A 22714-nucleotide genomic window follows, 5' to 3' on the forward strand; every position below is an offset into this window, starting at 1 on the left:
TCCCTGCACTGCTCTGCGCTGGCGCGCACGCCAACGGCCGCGGCTTCCTGTCGCGACTGGTGTTGCCTTCAATCGGGGCGGCGCCCCTGGATCCCTGCCGCCCCCGGTGAAACTTGCTCAGGCCGCCTTGCGTCGGGCCTGCAGGCGTACGAGGCCTGCGATATCCACGATCAGCGCCACCGAGCCATCGGCCAGGATGGTCGCGCCCGAGACGCCCTGCACGCGGCGATAATTCGCTTCAAGCGACTTCACCACCGCCTGCTGCTGGCCGATCAGGCCGTCGACGAACAGCCCCACGCGGGTACCGTCGCCCTCGACCACCACCATCAGCCCTTCGTCGATGCCGCGGACGGCGTCCTGGCAACCGAACGCGTCATGCAGGCGGATCACCGGCAGGTATTCGTTGCGGAAGCGGAACAGTTCCCCGCCACCAGCCACGCTGCGCACGGCGTCGCCCTTCAGCTGCACCGACTCCACGATCGACACCAGCGGCACGATGTAGCGCTCCTCGCCTACCGCGGCGGTGAGGCCATCGATGATGGCGAGCGTCAGCGGCAAGGTGATGGTGAATACGCTGCCCTTGCCCTGCGTGCTGCGGATGGTGACGGTGCCGCCCAGATCGGCCACGTTGCGGCGGACCACGTCCATGCCCACGCCACGGCCGGAAAGGTCGGTGGTGACGGCGGCGGTGGAGAAGCCCGGCTGGAAGATCAGGTCGGCCACGGCCTCGTCGCTCATGCCCTCGCCGCTGCTGATCAGCCCGCGCTGCACCGCCTTGCCGATGATGGCATCGCGGTTGAGGCCGGCGCCGTCATCGGACACTTCCACCACGATGCTGCCACCGCGATGCGATGCGGCCAGGGTCAGCGTGCCGGTGTCACCCTTGCCGGCGGCGCGGCGCTTGTCCGGCGTTTCCAGACCGTGGTCGATCGCGTTGCGCACCAGGTGGACCATCGGGTCGCCGATCTTCTCCAGCACCGTCTTGTCCAGCTCGGTCTGCTCGCCGACCAGCTCCAGCTTCACCTGCTTGCCCAGCTTCTGGCTGATGTCGCGCACCATGCGCGGGAAGCGGTTGAAGACCGAGGCGATCGGCAGCATGCGTATGCCCATCACGCTTTCCTGCAGCTCGCGCGTGTGGCGCGCCAGCTGGGCCAGGCCCTGTTCGAGCACGGCCAGCCGCGCGGCATCGATCTCGCCCTCGCGGAAGGTGTCGAGCATGGACTGGGTGATCACCAGCTCGCCCACCAGGTTGATCAGTCCGTCGATCTTGTCGATCGACACACGCACCGAGCTGGACTCGGCGCTGGCCTCGCGCTGCGCGCGGGCGGCACCTGCATCGGCGACCGGCGCCGCGGCGGCCGGGGCCGGTGCGGCTGGCGCAGCGGCCGGCGGCGGTGCGGCTTCAGTCACCACATGGCGCGCATCGATGCTCAGGTCGCACTCGTCTTCCACCCAGTCGAACACGCCGCTGATGTCGGCGCGACGTGCCGGGCCCTTCAGTTCGATGGTCCAGCCCAGATGGCATTCGCCTGGCTCCAGCGCGGCCAGCGTGGCCGGCAGGCGGTCGAACTCCGGGGTCACCGTGAGCTCGCCCAGTCCGCCCAGTTCGCGGATCAGCCGCAGCGGGTCGTTGCCGCTCGCCAGCATGCCGGCATACGGACGGAAGCGGATGGTCCAGGCATCGGCCTGGTCCACGTTGCGTCGCGCCTGCACGGCACCGGCCGGGGCGCCACGCCCCATCGCCGCGGCCAGTTCGTTGCGCAGCGCTTCGGCCACGGTATCGTTCAGCGGTTCGCCGGCCTGGGCGCGGGCGAACATGGCGCGCAGGCAATCGACGGTCCGCAACAACAGTTCGATGATGGCGCCGTCGATCGCACGCTTGCCGCTGCGCACCTCGTCCAGCAGCGACTCGGCCTCATGGGTGAACGAGGACATCTCCGGGAAACCGAAGGTGGCCGCACCGCCCTTGATCGAATGCGCCGCGCGGAAAATGGTGTGCACCAGCTCCGCGTCGCCGCCGTTGTCCAGCTCAAGCAGCGACGACTCCATCGTGTCGAGCCCTTCCAGGCTCTCCTCGATGAACACCTGTTGGAACTGTGCCAGGGCGGCCTTGCTCATGGGATGCTTCTCTAAAGGAACGGTTACTTGCAGATCGAGACCCTTCTCCCCGGGGGAGAAGGTGCCGGTCCCACGGGGACTACCTTCGGGTCGCAGCGGATGAGGGCGCGGGAGGAGCGAAACACCGTAGGTCCGCGCCAGTCCCGCACCCTCACCCCAACCCCTCCCCCGAGGGAGAGGGGCCTGGTGCTCAGCCGAGCACGCGCTTGACGGTGGCCAGCAGCTGGTCAGGGTCGAACGGCTTCACCAGCCAGCCGGTGGCGCCGGCAGCCTTGCCTTCCATCTTCTTGTCCGTATGCGACTCCGTGGTCAGCATCAGGATCGGCACGCCCTTGTAGGCAGGCATCGTGCGCAGCTCGCGCACCATGCTGAGGCCGTCCATCACCGGCATGTTCACGTCCGCCAGCACCAGGTCGAAGTTGCCGCTGCGCGCGGCATCCAGCGCGAGCTGGCCGTTCTCCGCCTCGCTCACCTCATGACCGGCGCCACGCAGGGTGAATGCCACCATGCCGCGCATCGAAGCCGAATCGTCCACCGCAAGAATCTTTGCCATCTTCCACCTCAGTTTCAGGCCGGCGTCGTTGCCGGCAATTCCAGAGCCTGTACCAGGCCGAGCACGGCGGCCGCCTCGCGCATCGCTGCGCTGGCGCCTTGCCAGGCCGGCGCCTGTCCACGCGCAACCGCCTCGCGGCGATACGCCACCAGCAGTTGCAACGCAGCGGTATCCACGCGTTCCACGGCGGCACCGTCGATCTGCACGGCCGGCACATCGAGTGCTTCGACCAGGCTGGCCTTGACCTCGTCCAGCGCGGCGATGCGGAAATCGGCCGGCAGGCTGATGGCACGCACCGTGTCGCCCTTGCGTTGTGTGGTTGCCTTGCCCATGTCCTTCGATCCTCGCCGCGCCCCGTGGGCGTCTACGGGGTGCTTATCGGCCATGACGGCATCCGCTTTAGGCCAAAAGCCGCACTTTTACGTGCTGTGCGCGCAGGGCGGGAAGCCCGCAGCGGCGCGCCCTCGCGGACGCCACGCCGTTCACACTTCGCGACAAAAAATTGCCGGGCGTCGAAAAATCGGCCTCAAGTTCGCACGAGTCGCGCCGATGCATGGGGCACGGATGGGCGCGCGGACAAAACCCCGCCGCAAGGAGCCTTGCTTGGTCATACAACCCACCAGCTTCGCTGCCCTTACCTGGGCCGGCGCTGCCTCAGGCAGTGCGGCGGAGAGCTGGCGCATCGGGACGGTGCTGGCCGCCAGGCCACTGGGGATCAACCCTGACGGCATGATGGTGCTGCAGATCGGCGCGCTTGCCGTGGAGGCAGAAGCCCCCCGCGGCCAGCTGCCATCGCAGTTCCAGGTGCGCGTGCTCAGCCTGGGCGCGCAGCCACTGCTGGAAGTCCTCACCGCGCAGGCACCTGAGCCGGCCACCCAGCAGGCCCTGCGCGAGCGCCTGCCCCAGCAGAACGGCTACGCACCGCTGCTTGCCACCCTCGACGCGCTGGCCCAGCGCCCCGCGCTGCGGCAGTTGCCGGCCTACCTTCGCCCGGCCCTGGCCCTGCTCGAGCATGGCGTTCGCACGCCGGCCGAGATCACCCGGGGTGACGGCCTGGAAGAAGCGATCAACCGCAGCGGCCTGTTCCTGGAGGCGCTGCTCGCGCAGCCGCAGGTCGACATGGCGGGACTGAGCCAGGAAGACTGGAAAGCCGCCCTGCTGCGACTGGCGAGCCTGCTCGACGACTACCTGCCCACGCGGCGCGCCGTCAGCAGCGGCAGCGAGACACCGCCGCCACTGCAGCAACGGGGCCTGCAGCCGCAGCCACGGGTGATGCTGCCGCAGGAATTGCTCAACGACGACATCGACGCCCTGCTCGGTCGCCTGCACGGCGAAGTGCATGCGGCGCTGGCGCGCGTGGAAGTGGCACAGCTGGAAGCGACCACGGCCTCGGCGTGGATGATCGAGATCCCGGTGCAGGGCGAAGACGGTCGCGACATCCTGCAGCTCCAGCTGCAGCAAGGCACCGAAGGCGAGGCCGGCAGCAATGCCTGGACACTGGGTTTTGCCCTGGATCTACCGGCACTGGGCCCGATACAGGGCGAACTGCAACTACGCGACCTGCGACTGGCCGTGCGCCTGTGGGCCGAACGGCCCGACACCGTGCATCGGCTGGAACAACAGTTTGGAGCCCTGCGACACCAACTGGCCGCCACCGGGCTGATCCTCGACCAGCTCAGCTGCCAGCGCGGCCTGCCGCAAAGCACTAGTCCGCACAGCGCGATCCTGCTGAAGACGATGGCATGAGCACTCCACTTCCTCCCGCCCGGCGCCGGGTCTCCCTTCGCCTGTCCGGTGGTCCGGCGGATCTCCCGCAGCCGGCTAGCCTGCCTCCCGAGTCGCTGGAAACCCTGCTGGCGCGGGCCCGTGCGCTGGGCATCCCGCTGCATCACGATCCGCAAATGGCTGCCCTGCTGGCCGCACTGCGCCTGCGCCAGGGCGTGCCGCCCACCTTGTATGCAGCCGCGGCCGCGGTGCTGGCCTGCATCTACGACGCGGCAGACGAGGCAAGCTGACGTCATTTTCATGTCCGCTCGGCAAAAGTGGCCCCCTGTAATCCAGGACCGCCCATGCCCCACCCCGCAGTTCCCCGCGCCGTGCCGCCATCGCGCCGGCACCAGGCCCTGATCGAGCGCCGCAATACCAAAATGGCCCGCTCCGCCCACGCCTACGTGCGCGGCAACACGGGCCAGTTCTATGCGTGGCTCGACTCGCGTGCGGCGCCGCACCTGCCCGAAGGCCCGGCGATCTGGATCTGCGGCGACTGCCATGTCGGCAACCTCGGCCCGGTGGCCGACGATGAAGGCCACGTGTCGATCCAGCTGCGCGACTTCGACCAGAGCGTCATCGGCAACCCCGCCCACGACCTGATCCGCCTCGCGCTTTCGCTGGCCATGGCCGCGCGCGGCTCGGACCTGCCCGGCGTGATCACCGCACACATGATGGAAGCCATGCTCGACGGTTACGAGGCCGCCTTTCCCGAAGGGAAAACCGACCAACCGAAGATGCCGGGCGCCATCCGCCTGGTGATGAAGCGCGCGCTGCGCCGAAACTGGAAATCGCTGGCGCGCGAACGCATGCAGGGACCCGAGCTGGCGTTTCCGCTGGCCAAGGAGTTCTGGCCGCTGGCGGCGGGCGAGCGCAAGGCCATCGGCAAGCTGTTCAGGGAACCGGAGCTGATGGCGCTCGCCACCCAGCTGCACCATCGCGAAGCCACCGACGACGTGCGCGTGCTCGATGCCGCGTACTGGCGCAAGGGCTGCAGCTCGCTGGGACTGCTGCGCTATGCAGTGTTGCTGGATGTGGATGGCAATGTGGTGGAAGGCGACGACCTTTGCCTCATCGACATCAAGGAGGCCACCGCCTCGGTCGCGCCGCGCGCCAAGGGCGTGCGCATGCCACGCAACCCGGCTGAACGCGTGGTCGCCGCGGCACGCCATCTGGCGCCGGCCCTGGGCGATCGCATGCGTGCCGCGCACCTGCTCGACAAGCCGGTGTTCGTGCGCGAGCTGCTGCCGCAGGACATCAAGATCGACATCGCCAGGCTGCGTCGCAAGCAGGCGGAGCGCGTGGCGGCCTTTCTCGCCCATGTCGTCGGCCAGGCCCATGCGCGACAGATGGATACGGCAACCCGTGCCTCCTGGTGCAAGGAACTGCAGCGCAACCATCTGCGCACGCTGGATGCGCCGTCGTGGTTGTGGAAGGCCGTCACCGGCCTGCTGTCGGTGCACGAACCGAACTACCTGGACCACTGCCGCATCTACGTCGGCGGCCGCGCCTGAAGGAGCAGACATGCACCGGCGCCACCCCATCTCCCTGTTGCTTACCGCCATGCCCGCGCTGCCACCGGGCGCGCTGTCCCTGCCCAACGAACCGCTGGAGCAGGTGGACCTGGCACGCTATGTCGGCGTCTGGCACGAAATCGCGCACCTGCCGATGTACTACCAGCGCAACTGCGTGGACCGCGTCACCGCCACCTACACGCCACGCGCGGACGGCACGCTCACCGTGCACAACGCCTGCCGCAACTGCAGTGGCGATACCGACAGCGCGCTCGGCATCGCGCGTCGCGTGAAGGGCCAGCCCGGTGCGTTGCAGGTACGCTTTGCCCCTGCCTGGCTGTCGTGGCTACCGCTGGTATGGGCCGACTACTGGATCATCGAGCTGGACGTCGACTACCAGTGGGCCGTGGTCGGCAGCCCCAGCCGCAAGTACCTGTGGGTGCTTTCACGCACACCATCGATGAGCCCGGAGCTGTTCGAGCGGCTGCGCCTGCGCTCCGGGCTGCGCGGTTATCCGGTGGAGAAGCTGATCATTGCCGGCGGGCTCGACTGAGCCGCATTACAGCGAGATGGTGGCCGACAGCATCGCCGGATTGCCCGCCAGGCGATTCTTCACGTCGAACTCGTGTGTCCAGCGCAGCGAGAACTCCACCTGGCCGCCCTGCCATTTCTTCAGGTAGTTCACCATCGGCCCTATGCTGATCGCATGACCCTTGAAGCCATTGAGGCGGTCGGCGGTGGGGCCAGAGTCATTCTCAAGCTGGTAGATCCAGCCGCCCACCGCGCCCAGGCCCCAGCCGGAGGGCAGCCGTTTCACCAGCAGCGAATCGATGCGGAACACCGAGCCGTTCTGGTAATCGGTGGCGCTGTTCCTGGTGTAGAAGTCCACCGCGGTGGTGGTGCTCCACTCCAGCGAACCCTGCTGGAACAGCTGCGTGTATCCCACGGTCGGCGAGAACACCCACACGTTGAGGCTGGGATTGGCCAGCTGGCCCTTTTCGTAGTTGCCGGTGGGCGCGGTGATGTAGAGCGACAACGAAATGTGCGAGGTCTGGCTGAAATGATGGCTGGCCACCACCGGCGCAAAGGTCGCGTCGTAGAGGCCGGTGTCGTTGTCGGTCTTGCGGGCCGAGAACGGGCCCACCTGCAGGCCTGCGGAGGCATCCACGTAGGCAATCGGCAAGGTAAACACCGACGCGAAGTTCCACGACGTGGACTTGGTATTCCAGATGTACAGCCCGGTGAAGTTCAGCAGGTCGAACGAACCCCTCAGGCCCAGCGAAGTACCGCCGCCCGTGAGCGGTATCTGCCGGGAGGCACTGATGCTGCCGTTGTAGTAGGCGTAGGAGACGTTGAACGTCCAGCCCGGCGTCGGGGGGATCAGGCCCGAGTACGAGGTGGCCTGCAGGCCGGTGATGGCATGCCCCACGCCACCTTCGGTGGCATAGGCGGGGGCGGCTGCCGCAGCGGCGGCCAACAAGGTAACCAGCGCAAGTTTTTTCATGGCATCTCTGGACGGTGGAGAGGCCGTGCAGCGCAACCACAATTTCGGCAGCATGCCCGACGGACCCCGTTGCACTCGCCGCCAGCGTGGTCGTCCTGCTGCCAAGGGGCAAGCGAAAATCCACCTAGGCCGGTTAGGTAGAAATACGCAGGTATCGCGCCCTGAAAGCAGCCGCTACATGGTTCGCCGCCACCGCTTTACCACGTTCATTTGGACGTCCAGCCCAAGCACGCCGATGACCCCGATGTTTCACCACACGTTCACCATGCGCGGGACTACAGTCATTGATGCACCCACCGACTTGAAAGGGAGTCGTGGGTCGTCGTGTCCGAGGTGCGTCGCGCCAAGCGGTTCGCAAGGAATCAGCCGACGGCAACCACCCAGCCTGGATGACGACTGCAGGGAGTTGAGGCCCTGAATGTCGGTCTCGTCCTTCCCAGGAGGGGCATATGCAGCACCGCGGCCGCCACTGTTTGCCTGCTCTGTGTGTCTCGTTACTGTTCTTCTGCAATGCCCACGCCGATGACCACCCCATGCTCGACTACCTGTCGGTGAGCGTGGGTGGCTTTGCGAACAACACCTCGGCCAACCTGCGTGCCGACGGCAGTGTCCGGGGCTCCGGAACTCCGCTGGATTTCTCGCGTGACCTTGGCCAGGGCGGCACGCGCGCACTGCCCTACCTCGACGTGACGTGGCGCCCGTGGGACCGGCACGAATTCGAGTTCACCTACTACCACGACTCCCACGACGCCTCGCGCTACCTGGACCGCAGCATACAGTTCAACGAACAGACCCTGGCGCTGGGTGCGCAACTGGATTCGCGCTTCACCCTGGATGCTGCGTCAGTCATCTATCGCTACTGGGCGTGGATCGGCGATCAGGGCGCCTTCGGCATTGCCGCGGGCCTGCAGGCGTATCGCTTCAGCCTGAAGCTGAGCGGCACCGCCTTCGCCAGCAACGGCAGCGGTACCGAATCGGCCTCAGGCAGTCGCTCGGCCCACGTATCCAGCGACCTTCCCGACCCGTCCATCGGCATCAGCTACCGCTACCAGTTCGCCAACTGGGTGCGCTTCGTGGGTGACGCCGGGGCGTTCAAGGCCGACGTCGACCAGGTTGACGCCACCTTGTACAACGCGCGCGTGGGTTTCGAATTCTATCCGGTCGAGCACTTCGGCATCGTCACCCAGTACGCCTTCAACAAGATCAATGCCGATGTCACCCAGTCCAAATTCAACGGCGATGCGGACTTCAAGTTCAGGGGTTTCCAGCTGCTGCTGAAAGCCCGCTTCTGATCCGGCCCGGACATCGCATCCCTCGCCCACGCCGACCCGATGCGCGGCGAGGCCCGGCATGGCCGGCACAGGCCGGCCGGCGACGCCTACGTACAAATACGGATGCCCCGGCCGTCGTCATCGCCGACCATGGAGCGTCCATGCCCAGCTCCGGGACGGGCCGCCCCGCGGCGGCGCCGACGGCTCGCACACGCTCTGGAGGATGTATGCGTCGCTTTTCAAGCATCGCCCTTGGCATCGCCATGACCCTCGCGATGAGCAGCATGGCCCATGCCCAGGGCAAGGACACCGGATTCGTCCAGGGCTATCCCACGCCGCCGAAAACCACCGAGCTGATGGATGACCTGCTGTACCAGCGCGCCGTGCAGGCCTACCTGTGGGCCCTGCCCGCGCTCAACATGGAGGCGATGAAGGAAGGCTCCGAGCGCGTGTTCGGCAAGGGCTATAACGTGCTGCCGATCTTCAAGGAACGGCTGAACGCCAAGACCCTGGTCACCACGCCCAACTCCGACGTGATCTACGCGATGGGCTACGCCGACCTCGCCGAAACGGGGCCGCTGGTGATCGAGGTGCCGCCGGGCTTGCAGGGCATCCTCGACGATTTCTACCAGCGGCCGGTCTGCATGGAGAAAGCCGTCGACGGCAAGCGCGCCTGCGGCGACGTGGGCCTGCCCGGCCCGGACAAGGGCAAGGGCGGCAAATACCTGGTGCTGCCGCCGGACTACAGCGGCAGCGTACCCGAGCAGGGCTACTACACCTATCGTTCGCGCACCTACGGCCTGTTCATCTTCTGGCGCGGCTTCTTCAAGGACCCCAAGGACCTGGACCCGCCGGTGCAGGTGATGGAGCAGACCCGCATCTACCCGCTCGGCAAGGAATCCACCGCCAAGCCCATGGTGTTTCCGGATGCCTCCTCGCGTCCGGCCAACATGCTCTATCCGCGCGACGGCTCGGCCTTTGACATGCTGGCGCGTTACATCGACCACGAATACGTGGACCCGCAGGACATGGAGATGCGCGGCGTGCTGGCCACGCTGGGCATCGTCAAGGGGCAGCCGTTCAAGCCCGACGACCATCTGCGCCAGATCCTCGACCGCGGTGCGCGGCGCGCAGTGGAAATGAGCCGTGCGCTGGCCTTCGAGACGCCCGAGCAGGCTCCCGCGCAGCGCTATTACCCCGATCGCAAATGGATGAATCCGTTTCCCGACAACGCGCAGTTCAGCGCTGCCAGCTACAACGAGATCGACGCGCGCACCAAGTTCTTCGCCCTGGCCTACTCCACCAGCCCGGGCATGGCGATCAACATGGAAAACGTGGGCGCCAAATATCCCTTCACCGCGTGGGACGTGAACGGCCAGACCCTCAGCGGCGACAAGACCTATCGCCTGCACCTGCCCAAGGGCATTCCCGCCGCGCTGTTCTGGTCGGTGACGGCCTACGATTCGGTCACCGCCTCGGGCCTGGACAACGGCCAGCCGTTCCCTTCGCTCAACCAGATGGACAAGCCGGCCACCAACGCCGATGGCTCCACCGACGTCTGGTTTGCGCCCAAGCGCCCCAAGGATGCGGCGAACTGGATACGCACCGTGCCGGGCAAGGGCTACTTCGTTCTGCTTCGCCTGTACGGCCCCACCAAGGCCTTCTTCGACAAGAGTTGGGTGCCCGGGGATTTCGAACCGCAAGGCTGACTATCCGAGGGCGATGCCGGGGAATAGCCCGGCAAAACCAAGATTTGTCCTAAAGGCGCAGCCCGGGCGGCGCCCTATACTCTCGACAGATCACACCTTCGTGCTGTCTCCGCGTAACGACAGCGGTGCCGATGCGCGGATGCTTCGCCGTGCACTTTTTACCGCCGAGAGGTGTCGTCGCGGTGAGGCCGCCACACCCGGCGAGGCCACCATCCCAAGGAATGCGATGAAGAAAGCGACATCAGAGCTGCTTGCCCAGGAGTCTGCCGACTGGCACCACCGTGGACTCATCGACGCGGAGCTGTTCAATCGGCTTGGCCAACGTTACGACCGCAAGGGCGCCGCTTCCCGCGGCCTGATCGCGTGGCTGGGGCTGGCCGCGGCCTTCCTGCTGGGCATGGCGATACTCACCGCCGTTGGCCTGATGATGAACTCGCCAGTCGCCGGTGGCGTACTGCTCCTGATCGTCGCCGGTGGGCTCTGGTATGCAGGCATCCGCATGGCGACCCATCCGCTCCAGCGACATCCGTTCAGCGGAAGCGCACTGGTGACGATCGGGCTCTCAGCGCTCTACGGCGCCATGTGGCTGATGGCCACTGCCAGCAGTGACGATTTCAGCGGCAGCCGCATGTCCTCCCTGCTGGTGCTGACCGGCCTGGTGGCGGCAGCCACCGCCTATGCCTATCACCTGCGCTGGCCGCTGCTGCTTTCACTGATCTGCCTGTTCCACGGCGTGGGGGCATGGCACAGCTATGCTGGTGGCGGTGCCTATGTCGCGGATATCCAGGACCCCGCGGTCATGGCCCTTTTTGCCGCGCTGTGTACCGCCTTCGGCCTGTGGCACCAGCAGGCGGAGGAACGATCATGGGCCAGCCTTGCAGGATTCGGCCGTCTTTATGTGATTTTTGGCCTGCTCTATCTAAACGTCTCCCTGTGGTTTCTCTCCCTGGATGCCTATGGCAACAACCACGCGCTTGCCTGGGTATGGGAGTTCACGCTCGTATGCATCGCGCAGATCGGGCTTGGTGCGCGATTGAAAGACGGCAAGCTGACCGGGTTTGGCGTGGTTTTCCTGGCTATCGACTTGTACACACGGCTGTTCGAACAGTTCTGGGATCGGCTATCGCTGGGATGGTTGCTGCTGTTGGCGGGCCTCAGTGCCGCGCTGCTTGGCTGGATGTTCGAACGACGCGCGCAGAGGGCCACGCCATGAATCGCAACCGCATCGCACGCACTGAACTTGATCAACTCCTGCGAGAGAACCTGCTCGATGCCGACACCTACCGCAAGGTCGCCGCACTGTATCCGCTGGGGCGCTGGGATTGGCTCTCGCTGGGCCGCTGGTTCCTGCTGTTCGGCGCGATCAGTGCCGCTGCTGGCCTGGTCACGCTGTTGCGCAGCCTGTTCGTGTTTACCCTCCTTCACCTGGCGTTCGGGCTGGCGCTCGCTGCCGGCGGACTGTTTGTTGCCGGCAGGGCGCTAGGTCAACGCCGTTGGCGCTGGAGTGCGCTGACGGCGGAGCTGCTGGGCGGCGGCACCCTGGTAGGGCTCAGCTTCGTGCTCGGCGCGATCTTCGACACCGGCAGCGGCGACTGGCCCGCCCTGCTGTTCTTCGACCTGATCGTGCTGCTGGCATTGAGCTATGCGCTCAACAACGTGCTCCTGCTGATACTGTCCGGCGTGGTGTTTTTCACCTGGTTCGGCGGCGAAACCGGATACAGCAGCGGCTGGGGTGCGTACTGGTTCGGCATGAACTATCCCTTGCGCTTCCTCGGTATGGCGCTGCTCATCGCCACTGTGGGCTTCGCACACCTGAAGGCGGAGCACGGCCCATGGGCGGTCTATCGCGGCTTCAGCAAGGTGTGGATCTCCTTCGGCCTGTTCCTCGCCGAGATGGCGCTGTGGCTGCTGTCGATCTTCGGCAACTTCGATACCATCGAAGGCTCCTGGCGCGAAGCGCCTGCGGGTGAGCTGGTGTTCTTCAACCTGTGCTGTGCGGCGCTCAATATCGGCCTGCTGCAGGCCGGCATCCGATACAGCTACCGCATGCTCAGGGCCTACGGCGCCACATTCTTCATCATCCAGGCCTATACGCTGTTCTTCACCTACGTCGGCGGCTATCTCGGCTGGCTGTTCAGCCTGCTCATCGGCGGCGGATCTGCCCTGGGCCTGGCACTGTGGCTGGAATCGCGCCGGCGCGGGCAGGCACCGGCCTAACCGCCACCCCGCCCAAGGCGCCACAGCAGGACCGGGTCCAACCCAAGCCGGTAAATTTACCCATCCCGGCACAGTAGTTTCTCTATTGCCCCTCTGCTCCCTCTCCCTGAAGCTCGCCTAGTGTCGCGTTCGTACACCACGAAAGCGGGGGTGAGAGGAGCATGCGGCAGCGGCAGGGCCCGGCAACAGCGGCGAATCACGGTGGGCGGCCTGCGCGCCGCCGCTGGTGGTTCGGTGCCGCATGGCTGGCACTTTCGCCGGTGCTTGCCCAAACCACGGACAGCTCGGACGAGCTCAAGGCCCAGCTCACCCAGCTGCGTGCACAAATGCAGGCGCAACAGGCGCAGATGCAGAAAATGCAGCAGCGGCTCGATGAGCTGGAAGCCAAGGTACCGCCTCCGTCAGTCCCCGCCGCCGCGTCGGTCCCTGCGCAAGCATCGCTGGTGAGCGCTTCGACACCGCCGGCCACTGCCGGCACGCCCCGCCCGTATCGCCCGCCTTCCGCACCGGCCGGCGTAACCGAGCCGCTACCAGAGGGCTACCTGCGCCTTGGCGACACCGGCAACCTGCTCAAGCTCGATCTGGTGGCGCAACTGGACACCTTGATCGACAACACCACCATGGGCGCGAAGGACCTGTTCATGCCCTCGTCGATTCCCGTGCGCGGCCAGCCCTTCTACGGCTCGGGCTGGAACAGCGACATGAGCGCCAAGCAGAGCGTGTTCCGCATGGATTTCCGCCGCGACACCGACTACGGCGTGCTCAAGGTGGTCTACAAGAACGACTTCTTCGGCAGCGACAGCGCCGACATGGCATATGACATGCAGTACTTCTATGGCGAGCTGGACAACGAACGCTACAGCCTGCTCGCCGGCTACTACAGCTCGGCCTTCAGCGATATCGACGCTTTTCCCAACACGCTCGACTACGAAGGCCCCAACTCGTTCACCTACAAATACGGCCCGCAGCTGCGATTCCCGCCGGTACTGCGCAAATGGGGCGACAACACGCTCACCCTGCCGATGTCGGTGGAGAAACCCAATGCCGACATCACCGCGATCGGCCGCTACGTGCCCTACTCGCCCCTGGCCGACTTCACCCTGGGCCTGCGCTGGGAAACGCCGAACTGGCACGTACAGTGGGCCAACCTCTTTCGCGACCTGGGCATGGAAAACGCCGCCAACGGCAAGGACCAGCGCACCACCGCCTTCGCCACCCAGCTCACCGGCAACACCCAGCTGTTCAAGTACGACAGCGCACAAGCCTGGGTGAGCAGCGGTCGCGGCTACGCCAACTTCCTGCAGGACATCTCCGGCCTGGGCCTGGATGCGGCCTTCACCCGCCAGGGCGTGCTGCAAGCCATCCGCGCACGCGGCTGGGGCCTGGGCTATACGCATGGCTGGACCGCCTCGCTCACCTCCAGCGCCTCGTACGGCTATCTCCGCGTCAGCCCATCGTCGGACATGTTGATCAGCGAGCAGTTGCCCAAGAGCACCAAGTTCGCGGCAGTGAACCTGGCGTGGCAATTCAGCGAGCGCGCGATGCTGGGCGTGGAATACCTGTGGGGACAGAACATCGCCCTCACCGATATGCGCGGCGAGGGCCAGCGCCTGCAGACCACCTTGCGTTACGACCTCAACCCCTAGCTCGCCCCCATGCGCTCGGTGGAATCAATGCATGCACCAAGGTCCCAGGCTAGGTAGTTTTACGGATGCCCGCGCAGAGTTTTCACTGACTCGGTGTTCCTCGGGACGTGCTCTGATCTTGCCGACCACACGTGCCCGGGAGACCAGCCATGCGACGTCTCGATACGCTTCTCGCCTTGATCCCCGCGACACTGGCCGTAAGCCTGGGCTCGACGGCAGTGGCCGCCGCCGACCTTGCGCCAACGTCTTCCGCGCCGACTCCCGCCACGGCCCTGCCCGGCCCCGTGCCGGGAACCCGCCTGACCGAATCCTACGTTCGCATGGTCACCCGCGATGCCTACTTCTGGGCCTGGCCGATGGTGAACGTGTACAACCGGCGGATGACCTTCGCGCACGTGCCGGAACCAGCCCTGCTCGGTGGCACCGTGCCCATTGCTCCGCTCAACGAACTGAGCATGCTGCACAGCTACGTCGACCCTTCCGAACGCGCCGTGGCCTGCCCCAACCAGGACGTGGTCTACGGCATCTCGCTGCTGGCACTGGATGTAGAACCGGTGGTGGTGCAGGTGCCCGACTTCGACGATCGCTTCTGGGTGTACCAGGTGGTGGACACCCGCACCGACAGTTTTGCCGACCTCGGCAAGATGTATGGCACCAAGCCGGGCTTCTACCTGCTCGTTGGACCCAACTGGCATGGCACGGTGCCCAAGGGCATCTCCGGAGTATTCCGCTCCTCGACCAACACGGGCGTGGTGATACCCCGCGTCTTCATGGACGACACCCCGGAAGATCACAAGGCCATCCAGGCGGTGGTCAACCAGATCGACGTCTATCCGCTGTCCAAGTTCGACGGCAAGGCGAAGCAACATGACTGGAGCAAGTCACCGAGCGTACCTGCACCCGCCGGTGGCAGTGGCGAAACCAAATGGGTAGACCCCGACAAGTTCGTCGATGAACTGCCGGCGGTGCTGAAGGACACGCCGCCACTGCCCGGTGAAGCGGCACGCTACGCGCGCATACAGTCCTTGCTCGATGCCGCAGCCAAGGACCCCAAGCTCAAGGCCGCCATGACAGACGAGGCTCGCAAGGCGGAGGCCGAAGTCGTCACCCCGCTGCTGCAGTTCCGCAACTACGGCATTCCGCTGCCCTACAACTGGACCACGCAGAACAACGGCGCGGCCTTCGGCACCGACTACTTCACCCGCACTGCCGTGGCCCGCTCCAACATCTTCGTCAACAAGCCGAACGAGACAAAGTACTTCTACCAGGACCTCGACCAGGGCGGCGCCCGCCTCAACGGCAAGAGCAGCTATACGGTGACCTTCAGCAAAGAGCAGATGCCGCCCGTGAAAGGCTTCTGGTCACTGACGCTCTACAACCAGGACCACTTCTTCGAGCCCAATGCCATCAAACGCTACTCCGTGGGCACCAAGAACAAGGACCTCAAGCTCAACCCCGATGGCTCGCTCACCATCTACGTGCAGAACACGCCACCGGAAGGCGACAAGCGCGCCAACTGGCTGCCCTCCCCCAAGGGCGATTTCTCGCTGTACGTGCGCGCCTACTGGCCGGAACCAGCAGTCACCAGCGGACAGTGGACACCGCCGCCGGTGGTGAAAAGCACCCACTGAGGCGCCGCCGATATTCGCGGATATACAGAGCAATCAGCTCCCACACCGCCGTGCCCCACGCCCGGCGGCCACGGTGGCCAGGTCATAACGCGCCTGCAATTGCAGCCAATAGACCGGGGTGGACTCCAGCACGTGCGACAAGCGCAGGGCGAACTCGGCGCTGATGCGTCCCTGCCCGAGGATGATCTTCCTCAGCAAGGGCAACGGAATCCCGGTGCGGCGGGCAAGCTGTGCCACCGGCATGGCGCTTGGCTCAAGGAAATCGTGCAACAGCACCTCGCCAGGACTGCGCACGCTCATCGACGAGTCAAAGTCCATCAGCGGATCGAGCTGTATCAGGCTCATCGGGCCTTATCTCCTGTCAGGCACGGCCCAACAACGGATCAAGCCCTACAGGCTTCCGTGTCGGCGCATGCCGGTAACCGGTGTGCGTGATAGCCGAGGAGTAACGCGCCAGGCCAGCGAACAATTCAGCGCGGGGGCGGCTACCGGGCGCCGGAAATGCTCACTCCGGGCCTGCTATCAAGCCTTGGGGCGCAAAAGGCGGAATTTATCCGTAGCCGATGGCGCCTGTCGGCGAAAGCTGACACGACCACTTGTGAGCTTCCCCGCCCGGCGCATGTAGGCCGGCGTAACCGAAACCGAGGGTGCGTTCGAGGGGAACGGACGCGCGCATGCGTCCCGTATGATCGCCGATAGCCATGGTCAACTCGCGGATAGTTGGTGATGGTCAGCGGGTCGCTGGTGCCACTAACACCGGCGGCCCGCGCTTCATGGCATGGTTGCCAAGGCCATCTGCGGTACGCGCTTATCGAACGCCGCAGTGGCCTTCCGAAAGTAGCAAACCACTTTCCGTGCGCATGTCAGCGATCACCATGCAAGCAACCGATCGCGTGCCGACACCGGTGTCGGCCTCGAATGACCATGGTGGTCATGGAGGCGGCCCGACATGGCAGGATCAGGTCGGGGCGTGACGCGCTCAAAACCCCAAGGTCACCATCCGCCATAGGTCAGTAGTGAACTGGCACGCCTGTGCATTCAACTACTCTACGGGAGCGGCTTCTGGGAACGTCCAGCTTCCGTCCAGTGCGGTCTTGCGTGCTCGATAGAGCCGGACGATGTAGTTCCAGCCAGGGGGGATGGGAAGGCAGTTGGGCGTGGTCTTGCTGCATCCACCGAATTGCACCGTGTACGAACCATCCGCATTGGGCTTGGCGGTAAGGTTATTCAGCGAGTACGCATCAAAATCGTTCTTTTCAAAAAATCCCTTGGCGTTGTAGACGCTGATCGACCAGAAGCCATCGACGGGCACGTCCTTGACCGTGACCTTGTGAACCGTCTTGCCGTCATTGAGCTTGGGATTGAAGAAGACGTACTTCGCCGCATAGATCGGGTTACCGCCCCAGCCGGTTGCCGCGCCAATGGCGAAATCCACCGGCGACACCTCATCTTTCGCGCCAAACATGGTTTCGGTAGAAGGCCCCAGCTTTCCAAGCTCCTGAAACGCCTCGCGGACCTTTGCCTGGGAAACCGAATCCCACTTGGGGATCTCGAAACTGCCCTTGGCCGCCTGCGCAACTCGGATGGCATCCTGTGCCTGGTGAGCGGCTTGCATATCCTTGGGATCGTTGGGGTTGGCCAGGGTTCGCACAAGCAGCATCACGTATCGCGTCCCTACCCTGTTCTTGTCCAGGGTGAACGTACCCGGTGCGTAGGACACCTGCGGCGTGTACTGGTCCTCGGATATCACCTGCAATGACATGAACCGCTTGCCCGTGTCCGGCAGCGTAATGGTGACCGGGCCAGCGTCGAGATCGAATACGCCCGAGGAGTAAAGCGTATCCCGGTTCATTCGAACCACCGCCTGGTGGTCGATGGGAATTGCTTCGCGCTGATGATGGAGCTTGCCGAACGCACCCTCCGCCACCGATTTGCCGAAATACATGTCGGTCTCGGCGCGAACGAAATTATCGGGCGTTACGGTCTTAGGCAGCTCTTGCGCCGTCGCTACGCCAATGAAAACGCAAGCAAAAGTAAAAAACGTCGCCCCAATGATCTTCATGGCCACACCCTGCGGAATGAAGCAACCAGTAGAGTGATCGCCAGCGAGGCCTGCGCGCGACTGCAAATTTACGAGATGGGGCTCCGTAGTTTTACCTAAGCCATTGGCATGCTGGAGAACGGGTGAACTGTTCGCCATCGATTGCGACTTGTTCCACTCAACGCAAAACACCATGTACGCGCAAACAGATGGAGTCTCGCGTTGACCGCAAGAGGTCGCAGTCGGAAGCAGACCCACTCGACATCACGATCCAAGCGAGCGTTGGGGGTGCCAAACTCCGTGCGGGCCGGGCCTGCCGCTTCCAGCCAACACACACGCCCTTCATCTCCGCTTGCATACGGTGCAATGCAGTGTCCAGGATGACCCTTCCGTTCCAGGGAGCAGCCCATGTCGGCCCAAGTACGCGTCGCTGATCTAAAAGACCTTGACCAGATCGCCGTACTGTTCGACCAGTATCGGCAATTCTACGGTCAGCCCGCCGACGCTGCTCTCGCCCACCGTTTCATGAAGTCCCGGTTGTCCGAGGGATCCTCATTGGTCATCGTCGCCGAAACCGCTGGAAGTGGGATCGTCGCCTTCACGCAGCTGTATCCACTCTTTGATTCAGTAGGCGCTGTGCCCAGCTTCATCCTCTACGACCTTTTTGTGGCGCACCAAGCACGTCGCCAAGGCATTGCCCGGACCTTGATGGTGGAGACCATGAACGAAACGCGGCGCCGGGGCGCAGGTCGCCTGGAGCTGCAGACGGGGCGCGACAACCTTGCCGCGCAATCGCTCTACGAGGGCCTGGGTTGGCAACGCGACGACGATTTCTTCGTCTACGCGATTCACCCATAGATATCCGCAGCGAATGGTTGACCTGGGGTGACACCCCGCAAGGCTCTCCTGCGAGGTGTATTCGCCATCCGCTATCGGCGGAACGGCCCCTTCTCGATCTTGGGTTGCTGAGGCGCATGCCCGGGGTGCAAGGGGTCGCGCGCGAAGCTATTGGTGGATTGGAATTCCTTGGCCTGCGCGACCGAGGGAGACACCTTCTTGCCAGCATAAATCGAATGAATGGCCTCAACCGACATCGGTTTGGGAGTGTTGTTCATTCGGTCGCCTCGGCGTTTGATGGGTGTCCAGCCACCATACTCCTATTGGCCAAACCGTGTAGTGGCGCCCCTGGCTGCAGCCAAGACCCTTGGATTAAAAGGAAAATTGGGCCATCCCGGGGGCCAGCCGACACGCCTGGCCCGGGTCGGAAGCGGGCATTCACGGCTGGAAGCCCCCTACCTCAGGGGGATGCACCCAACCGTCAGAACGCGCTCGGCTCGCCATACGTGAACAGGCGCCGCATCGGCATGGGGCGGCAATCCGGACAAGGACGCCATGTATCTCAACGTGGTTCCATCGAAAAACGATGGCAAAACCATCTACAAGTTGACGGCCAAAGATGTGCCCGTGGACGGCTTCTGGTCGATCAGCCTTTACAACGCCAAGGGCTACTTCGAGAAAAATCCGTACAGCGCCTACGCGCTGAACAACATCACCGCCAAGAAAGACCCGGATGGCACGGTCACCGTGCAGTTCGGTGGCTGCGATGGAAAGATACCCAACTGCTTACCCATCATGCCGGGCTGGAATTACATGGTGCGGCTGTACCGGCCACGACCAGAGGTACTCAGTGGCTCCTGGAAATTCCCCGAGGCGCGCCCAGCCGGGTGAATCGATTTGGAGCTGTCCGCTTTCAATTGAGAACGGCATTCCGGATCTGCCTGTCGCCATGACGTAGCGATCATATGAGTGGCCGCGTTTGGCACCTTGTCGCTTTGGCCATACCGCCCCTGGATTGCCAGGTCCGCCTCGGGTTGCGACCCAGTCGGCGGCGAACATGGCCAGCGCGTCATTCAAGCTGACCTTCCTACTCAGGCAGATTCGACCGAATTAGGCCCGCGATCTCAGCAAGCCGCCCTGAGGAAACTTGGACTCGCGCCCGACGCTGGGGGTCTTCGCCTGCGTCGTGTGATGCTCCCCGTTGACGTCCGGCGCCATCGAAGGTCGCAAGCTGTGCCGGCCCTACGCCCCAATCGCTGCCCTTCTGCCGGGGCACGACATGAAAGTGAAAGTGGGGCGTTTCCTGTCCACTAAACACCCCGTTGTTCTGGAACGTCAGTATGCCGAGCGGCTCGTACGTCGTGACCAGCGCCTGCGCGACCCTCTTGGCCGCGACCATGATCGCCTCGCATTCCTGACGAGAAAGATCGAGCAGCGTAGCGACGTGTCGGCGCGTGATAACGCAACACTGGCCGACTTCGAACTGCGAAGGATTGATCACGGTGAGCGTATGCTCACTTTCATCGATGACCGCCCATCTGTCTTTGCGGGACGCCGTTTCACAAAGATCGCAAGGGTCTCTTACGGGAAGTTCAATCAAGTGTCATCTCCGTTGCGGCCGAACTGCTTGATCGCACCACTGACTGTGCTGCGTTGACGGCCACGAGGCAAAGCGCGATTACGGCGAAGTGTTTGCGCGACAGCCCGCGCTCTTCTTCATCAATCTTGCCCCTTGGATAAGGTCCGCTTCGGATTGCGGATTCAGCCGGTCGTTGCAACACACTGAAGACCGCGCGAGCAACAGGAGTGTTGCAACGGCGGGCAGAATCCGCGGTCGAAAGCAGGCATGTTTATGAAGCCTAGGGCAATGCTCTATCTAAGTAAATTTACGTAGGTGCCCTCCCTTATACCGGCTTCGAACGACATCAACCACCATTTCAGCCCAATCGAGACTAAGCAAACTTACGCAGCGCGATCGAGTAGTTGTACGGTTGTCGTGCATCTGCACCCAGCTCATCCTTCCGCTTGTCGACGCCTGGATCGATCATCTGTGCAGGACCTTCCCTTGGCGGATGCAACGATGAAACGCGCCTTTCTTGCCCCGCGGCTCGAGCGTGCCTCGGGGCATTGGGGCGCCGGCTTAAGGTGATCGTCTAAGCCATCCTCTCTCAACCAGTGGATGACTTCCCTGTTCGCAAACGCGGCGCTTCAAGGGGAGTTCGGCTATGAAGCACAAAAGCGGTGCCGGGATAGTAGCGGAGCGCCACGGTGTGACTCATGGTCATTGGCATTGGCGCGCGACACCTCGCTTCATTGCGATCGCACTTGGGATCGCCTCGTTGTTCGGCATGGAGGCCCTGGCTGCCGACTCAACGCCGCAGGACTCGACGCAAAAGACCTATGTGCTGCCACAGCCACCGCCACCCTTCAAGGGCGTGATCGGGCGAACCTACAAAGATTCCAAGCCCGACAAGATACCCGTCATCAAGGCCCCGTCTGGGGCGCCCAATGTGCTGCTCATCCTGATTGACGATGCCGGCTATGGCCAATGGGGCACCTTTGGCGGACAGGTACCCACACCGAACCTCGATCGGCTCGCCAGGGAGGGGTTGCGCTACACGGAATTCCATACCACCGCGCTGTGCTCGCCCACGCGCGCAGCGTTGCTTACTGGACGGAACCACCACTCCGCCGCCACGGGTGTCATCACAGAAATCGGTGAAGGCTATCCCGGCTATACCGGCCAGATTCCCGAAAGCACGGCGATGGTGTCCGAAATCCTGCGCCAGAACGGCTACAGCACGGCCTGGATCGGCAAGAACCACAACATCGCTGATTGGGAAACCAGCATTTCTGGCCCCTACGACCGCTGGCCCACCCGCCAAGGCTTCGATCACTTTTATGGATTCGTGGGAGGCGATACCAGCCAATGGACACCAGCGCTATATCGCGATAACACGCCGATCGCGATGACCATTCCCAAGGGAAAGGAAGGTCATTACACACTTAACGACTCCCTGGCCGATGAGGTCATCAACTTCATTCATCAGGAAAAGTCCGTTACACCAGACCGCCCCTTCTTTGTCTACTACGCGCCTGGTGCCACGCATGCGCCACACCATGTCCCAAAGGAATGGATCGCAAAGTTCAAGGGTCAGTTTGACCAGGGGTGGGACAAGTACCGCGAGGAAACCTATCAGCGCCAGCTCAAGCTGGGTGTAATCCCGCCCGATGCAAAGCTCACGCCTCGGCCCAAGGAGATTCCGGCCTGGGATTCGCTGAGCGCGGACCAGAAACGCGTCGCGGAGCGTCTGATGGAGACCTTCGCCGCCTATACCGCGCAGACGAGCCCATGACGCCCAACCCCGCCTACATTCAGGCCGTAAAGGAGAGCGTGCGCCGCTCGCCCTACCCGCAACTCATCGGCATGACCATCGACGAGCTACAGATCGACAGCTGCGTCATCGGCCTGGAGCTGGCTGAACGCCACTTGCAGCCCTTTGGCGTGGTGCATGGCGGCGTACTTGCCACGCTGATCGACACTGCTACGTTTTGGGCCGCTTTCCTGCGCCTGCCCGAGGATGCGGGCCTGGTGAACGTCGACCTCAAGCTCAACTACCTCAAGGCCACGACACGCGGCCACCTGCGCGCCGAAGGCCGTTGTCTGCGCGCAGGCCGGCAAATCAGCTATGCCGAAGCCCATGTTTTCGACGAGGCAGGCGAACTGGTCACGCACGGCACCTCCACGCTGATGGCGCTGCCTGGCAAGGGGCTGAGGCTGGAAGTGGCGAAGTTCCTGTCGGACTGAGCGGCAGCACGCAGGGTTCTTCCCTCCCTGAGGATGTAGGTTCACACCGCTCGCCTATGGGATAGGAGACCGGGCTTCCAATCCCATGGCCTCAACGA

At 64.1% G+C, this 22714-nt stretch carries 22 protein-coding genes; 14 read left to right on the forward strand and 8 right to left on the reverse strand.

Annotated elements, in window-relative coordinates:
- Window positions 1–117: 117 nt before the first annotated feature.
- From DVU99_RS09225 to DVU99_RS09235, 3 genes are all read right to left on the reverse strand, one after another.
- On the reverse strand, window positions 118–2118 hold the full coding sequence (locus tag DVU99_RS09225; RefSeq protein ID WP_114239915.1) for a chemotaxis protein CheA: 2001 nt from the start codon (window positions 2116–2118) through the stop codon (window positions 118–120).
- A 190-nt stretch (window positions 2119–2308) separates the two neighbouring features.
- Complete coding sequence (locus DVU99_RS09230; RefSeq protein ID WP_114239916.1) at window positions 2309–2671, reverse strand: response regulator; 363 nt, start codon at window positions 2669–2671, stop codon at window positions 2309–2311.
- Window positions 2672–2685: 14 nt separating this feature from the next.
- On the reverse strand, window positions 2686–3003 hold the full coding sequence (locus DVU99_RS09235; protein WP_114239917.1) for a lipid asymmetry maintenance protein MlaB: 318 nt from the start codon (window positions 3001–3003) through the stop codon (window positions 2686–2688).
- 271 nt (window positions 3004–3274) lie between these two features.
- Between DVU99_RS09235 and DVU99_RS09240 the strand changes: the two genes are divergently transcribed.
- Genes DVU99_RS09240 through DVU99_RS09255 form a run of 4 tightly spaced genes read left to right on the forward strand, consistent with a single transcriptional unit; the run spans window position 3275 to window position 6505 of the window.
- Window positions 3275–4417 carry a flagellar hook-length control protein FliK gene (locus tag DVU99_RS09240; RefSeq protein WP_114239918.1) on the forward strand — a complete coding sequence of 381 codons (1143 nt, stop codon included), beginning with the start codon at window positions 3275–3277 and terminating at the stop codon, window positions 4415–4417.
- A complete protein-coding gene (locus DVU99_RS09245) occupies window positions 4414–4686 on the forward strand; it encodes a flagellar biosynthesis protein (protein WP_114239919.1) in 273 nt (90 codons plus the stop codon). Before DVU99_RS09240 ends, DVU99_RS09245 begins: the two co-directional genes overlap by 4 nt.
- Before the next feature lie 54 nt (window positions 4687–4740).
- On the forward strand, window positions 4741–5952 hold the full coding sequence (locus DVU99_RS09250; protein WP_114239920.1) for a DUF2252 family protein: 1212 nt from the start codon (window positions 4741–4743) through the stop codon (window positions 5950–5952).
- Window positions 5953–5962: 10 nt separating this feature from the next.
- Entirely contained in the window at window positions 5963–6505 is a 543-nt protein-coding gene (locus DVU99_RS09255; protein WP_114239921.1) for a lipocalin family protein, read from the forward strand.
- Window positions 6506–6511: 6 nt separating this feature from the next.
- On the opposite strand, the gene DVU99_RS09260 is transcribed toward DVU99_RS09255, so the two are convergent.
- Complete coding sequence (locus DVU99_RS09260) at window positions 6512–7456, reverse strand: transporter (protein ID WP_157971387.1); 945 nt, start codon at window positions 7454–7456, stop codon at window positions 6512–6514.
- Between the two features lie 533 nt (window positions 7457–7989).
- On the opposite strand from DVU99_RS09260, the gene DVU99_RS09265 reads away from it, so the two are divergent.
- The 6 genes from DVU99_RS09265 to DVU99_RS09290 all read left to right on the forward strand — a co-directional run bounded on the left by DVU99_RS09265 (window position 7990) and on the right by DVU99_RS09290 (window position 15930).
- Window positions 7990–8748, forward strand: coding sequence for a hypothetical protein (locus DVU99_RS09265; RefSeq protein WP_114239923.1), 759 nt, complete (start codon window positions 7990–7992; stop codon window positions 8746–8748).
- 206 nt (window positions 8749–8954) lie between these two features.
- The gene (locus DVU99_RS09270) at window positions 8955–10436 is read left to right on the forward strand and encodes a DUF1254 domain-containing protein (protein WP_114239924.1); all 1482 of its coding nucleotides are present in this window, start codon (window positions 8955–8957) and stop codon (window positions 10434–10436) included.
- 226 nt (window positions 10437–10662) lie between these two features.
- A complete protein-coding gene (locus tag DVU99_RS09275) occupies window positions 10663–11649 on the forward strand; it encodes a DUF2157 domain-containing protein (RefSeq protein ID WP_114239925.1) in 987 nt (328 codons plus the stop codon).
- Window positions 11646–12653 (forward strand): hypothetical protein, encoded by a 1008-nt coding sequence (locus DVU99_RS09280; RefSeq protein WP_114239926.1) that lies wholly within the window; start codon window positions 11646–11648, stop codon window positions 12651–12653. The genes DVU99_RS09275 and DVU99_RS09280 overlap by 4 nt, the downstream gene beginning before the upstream one ends.
- Before the next feature lie 161 nt (window positions 12654–12814).
- The gene (locus DVU99_RS09285; RefSeq protein ID WP_157971388.1) at window positions 12815–14299 is read left to right on the forward strand and encodes a DcaP family trimeric outer membrane transporter; all 1485 of its coding nucleotides are present in this window, start codon (window positions 12815–12817) and stop codon (window positions 14297–14299) included.
- Window positions 14300–14448: 149 nt separating this feature from the next.
- The gene (locus DVU99_RS09290) at window positions 14449–15930 is read left to right on the forward strand and encodes a DUF1254 domain-containing protein (RefSeq protein WP_114239928.1); all 1482 of its coding nucleotides are present in this window, start codon (window positions 14449–14451) and stop codon (window positions 15928–15930) included.
- A 33-nt stretch (window positions 15931–15963) separates the two neighbouring features.
- Here DVU99_RS09290 and DVU99_RS09295 read toward each other — a convergent pair whose 3' ends face one another.
- Both DVU99_RS09295 and DVU99_RS09300 read right to left on the reverse strand, forming a co-directional pair.
- Window positions 15964–16275: a HigA family addiction module antitoxin gene (locus DVU99_RS09295; RefSeq protein ID WP_114239929.1), complete on the reverse strand. Its 312-nt coding sequence runs from the start codon at window positions 16273–16275 to the stop codon at window positions 15964–15966.
- Window positions 16276–16972: 697 nt separating this feature from the next.
- Window positions 16973–17992, reverse strand: a complete 1020-nt coding sequence (locus DVU99_RS09300; protein WP_114239930.1) for a DUF1254 domain-containing protein — start codon at window positions 17990–17992, stop codon at window positions 16973–16975.
- A 387-nt stretch (window positions 17993–18379) separates the two neighbouring features.
- Between DVU99_RS09300 and DVU99_RS09305 the strand changes: the two genes are divergently transcribed.
- Entirely contained in the window at window positions 18380–18829 is a 450-nt protein-coding gene (locus tag DVU99_RS09305; protein ID WP_114239931.1) for a GNAT family N-acetyltransferase, read from the forward strand.
- 71 nt (window positions 18830–18900) lie between these two features.
- Here DVU99_RS09305 and DVU99_RS19715 read toward each other — a convergent pair whose 3' ends face one another.
- On the reverse strand, window positions 18901–19086 hold the full coding sequence (locus tag DVU99_RS19715; RefSeq protein ID WP_157971389.1) for a hypothetical protein: 186 nt from the start codon (window positions 19084–19086) through the stop codon (window positions 18901–18903).
- 277 nt (window positions 19087–19363) lie between these two features.
- Here DVU99_RS19715 and DVU99_RS09310 point away from each other — a divergent pair, with 277 nt between their 5' ends.
- Window positions 19364–19699: a DUF1214 domain-containing protein gene (locus DVU99_RS09310; protein ID WP_114239932.1), complete on the forward strand. Its 336-nt coding sequence runs from the start codon at window positions 19364–19366 to the stop codon at window positions 19697–19699.
- A gap of 196 nt (window positions 19700–19895) precedes the next feature.
- On the opposite strand, the gene DVU99_RS20340 is transcribed toward DVU99_RS09310, so the two are convergent.
- Window positions 19896–20309, reverse strand: coding sequence for an HIT family protein (locus DVU99_RS20340; protein ID WP_369333216.1), 414 nt, complete (start codon window positions 20307–20309; stop codon window positions 19896–19898).
- A gap of 724 nt (window positions 20310–21033) precedes the next feature.
- Between DVU99_RS20340 and DVU99_RS09320 the strand changes: the two genes are divergently transcribed.
- Both DVU99_RS09320 and DVU99_RS09325 read left to right on the forward strand, forming a co-directional pair.
- Complete coding sequence (locus DVU99_RS09320) at window positions 21034–22164, forward strand: sulfatase-like hydrolase/transferase (protein ID WP_198670244.1); 1131 nt, start codon at window positions 21034–21036, stop codon at window positions 22162–22164.
- Complete coding sequence (locus tag DVU99_RS09325) at window positions 22161–22616, forward strand: PaaI family thioesterase (protein ID WP_114239934.1); 456 nt, start codon at window positions 22161–22163, stop codon at window positions 22614–22616. Before DVU99_RS09320 ends, DVU99_RS09325 begins: the two co-directional genes overlap by 4 nt.
- Window positions 22617–22714: the final 98 nt, after the last annotated feature.

Origin of the sequence: Dyella sp. C9, from assembly GCF_003332825.1 — a bacterium.
In the GTDB taxonomy this organism is placed as follows: Bacteria; Pseudomonadota; Gammaproteobacteria; order Xanthomonadales; family Rhodanobacteraceae; genus Dyella.

Excerpts from the sequence above, each read along its gene's own strand:
- DVU99_RS09225 (WP_114239915.1), bottom strand. The coding sequence starts at position 2,118 with ATGAGCAAGGCCGCCCTGGCACAGTTCCAACAGGTGTTCATCGAGGAG.
- DVU99_RS09230 (WP_114239916.1), bottom strand. The coding sequence starts at position 2,671 with ATGGCAAAGATTCTTGCGGTGGACGATTCGGCTTCGATGCGCGGCATG.
- DVU99_RS09235 (WP_114239917.1), bottom strand. The coding sequence starts at position 3,003 with ATGGGCAAGGCAACCACACAACGCAAGGGCGACACGGTGCGTGCCATC.
- DVU99_RS09245 (WP_114239919.1), top strand. The coding sequence starts at position 4,414 with ATGAGCACTCCACTTCCTCCCGCCCGGCGCCGGGTCTCCCTTCGCCTG.
- DVU99_RS09250 (WP_114239920.1), top strand. The coding sequence starts at position 4,741 with ATGCCCCACCCCGCAGTTCCCCGCGCCGTGCCGCCATCGCGCCGGCAC.
- DVU99_RS09255 (WP_114239921.1), top strand. The coding sequence starts at position 5,963 with ATGCACCGGCGCCACCCCATCTCCCTGTTGCTTACCGCCATGCCCGCG.
- DVU99_RS09260 (WP_157971387.1), bottom strand. The coding sequence starts at position 7,456 with ATGAAAAAACTTGCGCTGGTTACCTTGTTGGCCGCCGCTGCGGCAGCC.
- DVU99_RS09265 (WP_114239923.1), top strand. The coding sequence starts at position 7,990 with ATGCTCGACTACCTGTCGGTGAGCGTGGGTGGCTTTGCGAACAACACC.
- DVU99_RS09270 (WP_114239924.1), top strand. The coding sequence starts at position 8,955 with ATGCGTCGCTTTTCAAGCATCGCCCTTGGCATCGCCATGACCCTCGCG.
- DVU99_RS09275 (WP_114239925.1), top strand. The coding sequence starts at position 10,663 with ATGAAGAAAGCGACATCAGAGCTGCTTGCCCAGGAGTCTGCCGACTGG.
- DVU99_RS09280 (WP_114239926.1), top strand. The coding sequence starts at position 11,646 with ATGAATCGCAACCGCATCGCACGCACTGAACTTGATCAACTCCTGCGA.
- DVU99_RS09285 (WP_157971388.1), top strand. The coding sequence starts at position 12,815 with ATGCGGCAGCGGCAGGGCCCGGCAACAGCGGCGAATCACGGTGGGCGG.
- DVU99_RS09290 (WP_114239928.1), top strand. The coding sequence starts at position 14,449 with ATGCGACGTCTCGATACGCTTCTCGCCTTGATCCCCGCGACACTGGCC.
- DVU99_RS09295 (WP_114239929.1), bottom strand. The coding sequence starts at position 16,275 with ATGAGCCTGATACAGCTCGATCCGCTGATGGACTTTGACTCGTCGATG.
- DVU99_RS09300 (WP_114239930.1), bottom strand. The coding sequence starts at position 17,992 with ATGAAGATCATTGGGGCGACGTTTTTTACTTTTGCTTGCGTTTTCATT.
- DVU99_RS09305 (WP_114239931.1), top strand. The coding sequence starts at position 18,380 with ATGTCGGCCCAAGTACGCGTCGCTGATCTAAAAGACCTTGACCAGATC.
- DVU99_RS19715 (WP_157971389.1), bottom strand. The coding sequence starts at position 19,086 with ATGAACAACACTCCCAAACCGATGTCGGTTGAGGCCATTCATTCGATT.
- DVU99_RS09310 (WP_114239932.1), top strand. The coding sequence starts at position 19,364 with ATGTATCTCAACGTGGTTCCATCGAAAAACGATGGCAAAACCATCTAC.
- DVU99_RS09320 (WP_198670244.1), top strand. The coding sequence starts at position 21,034 with ATGAAGCACAAAAGCGGTGCCGGGATAGTAGCGGAGCGCCACGGTGTG.
- DVU99_RS09325 (WP_114239934.1), top strand. The coding sequence starts at position 22,161 with ATGACGCCCAACCCCGCCTACATTCAGGCCGTAAAGGAGAGCGTGCGC.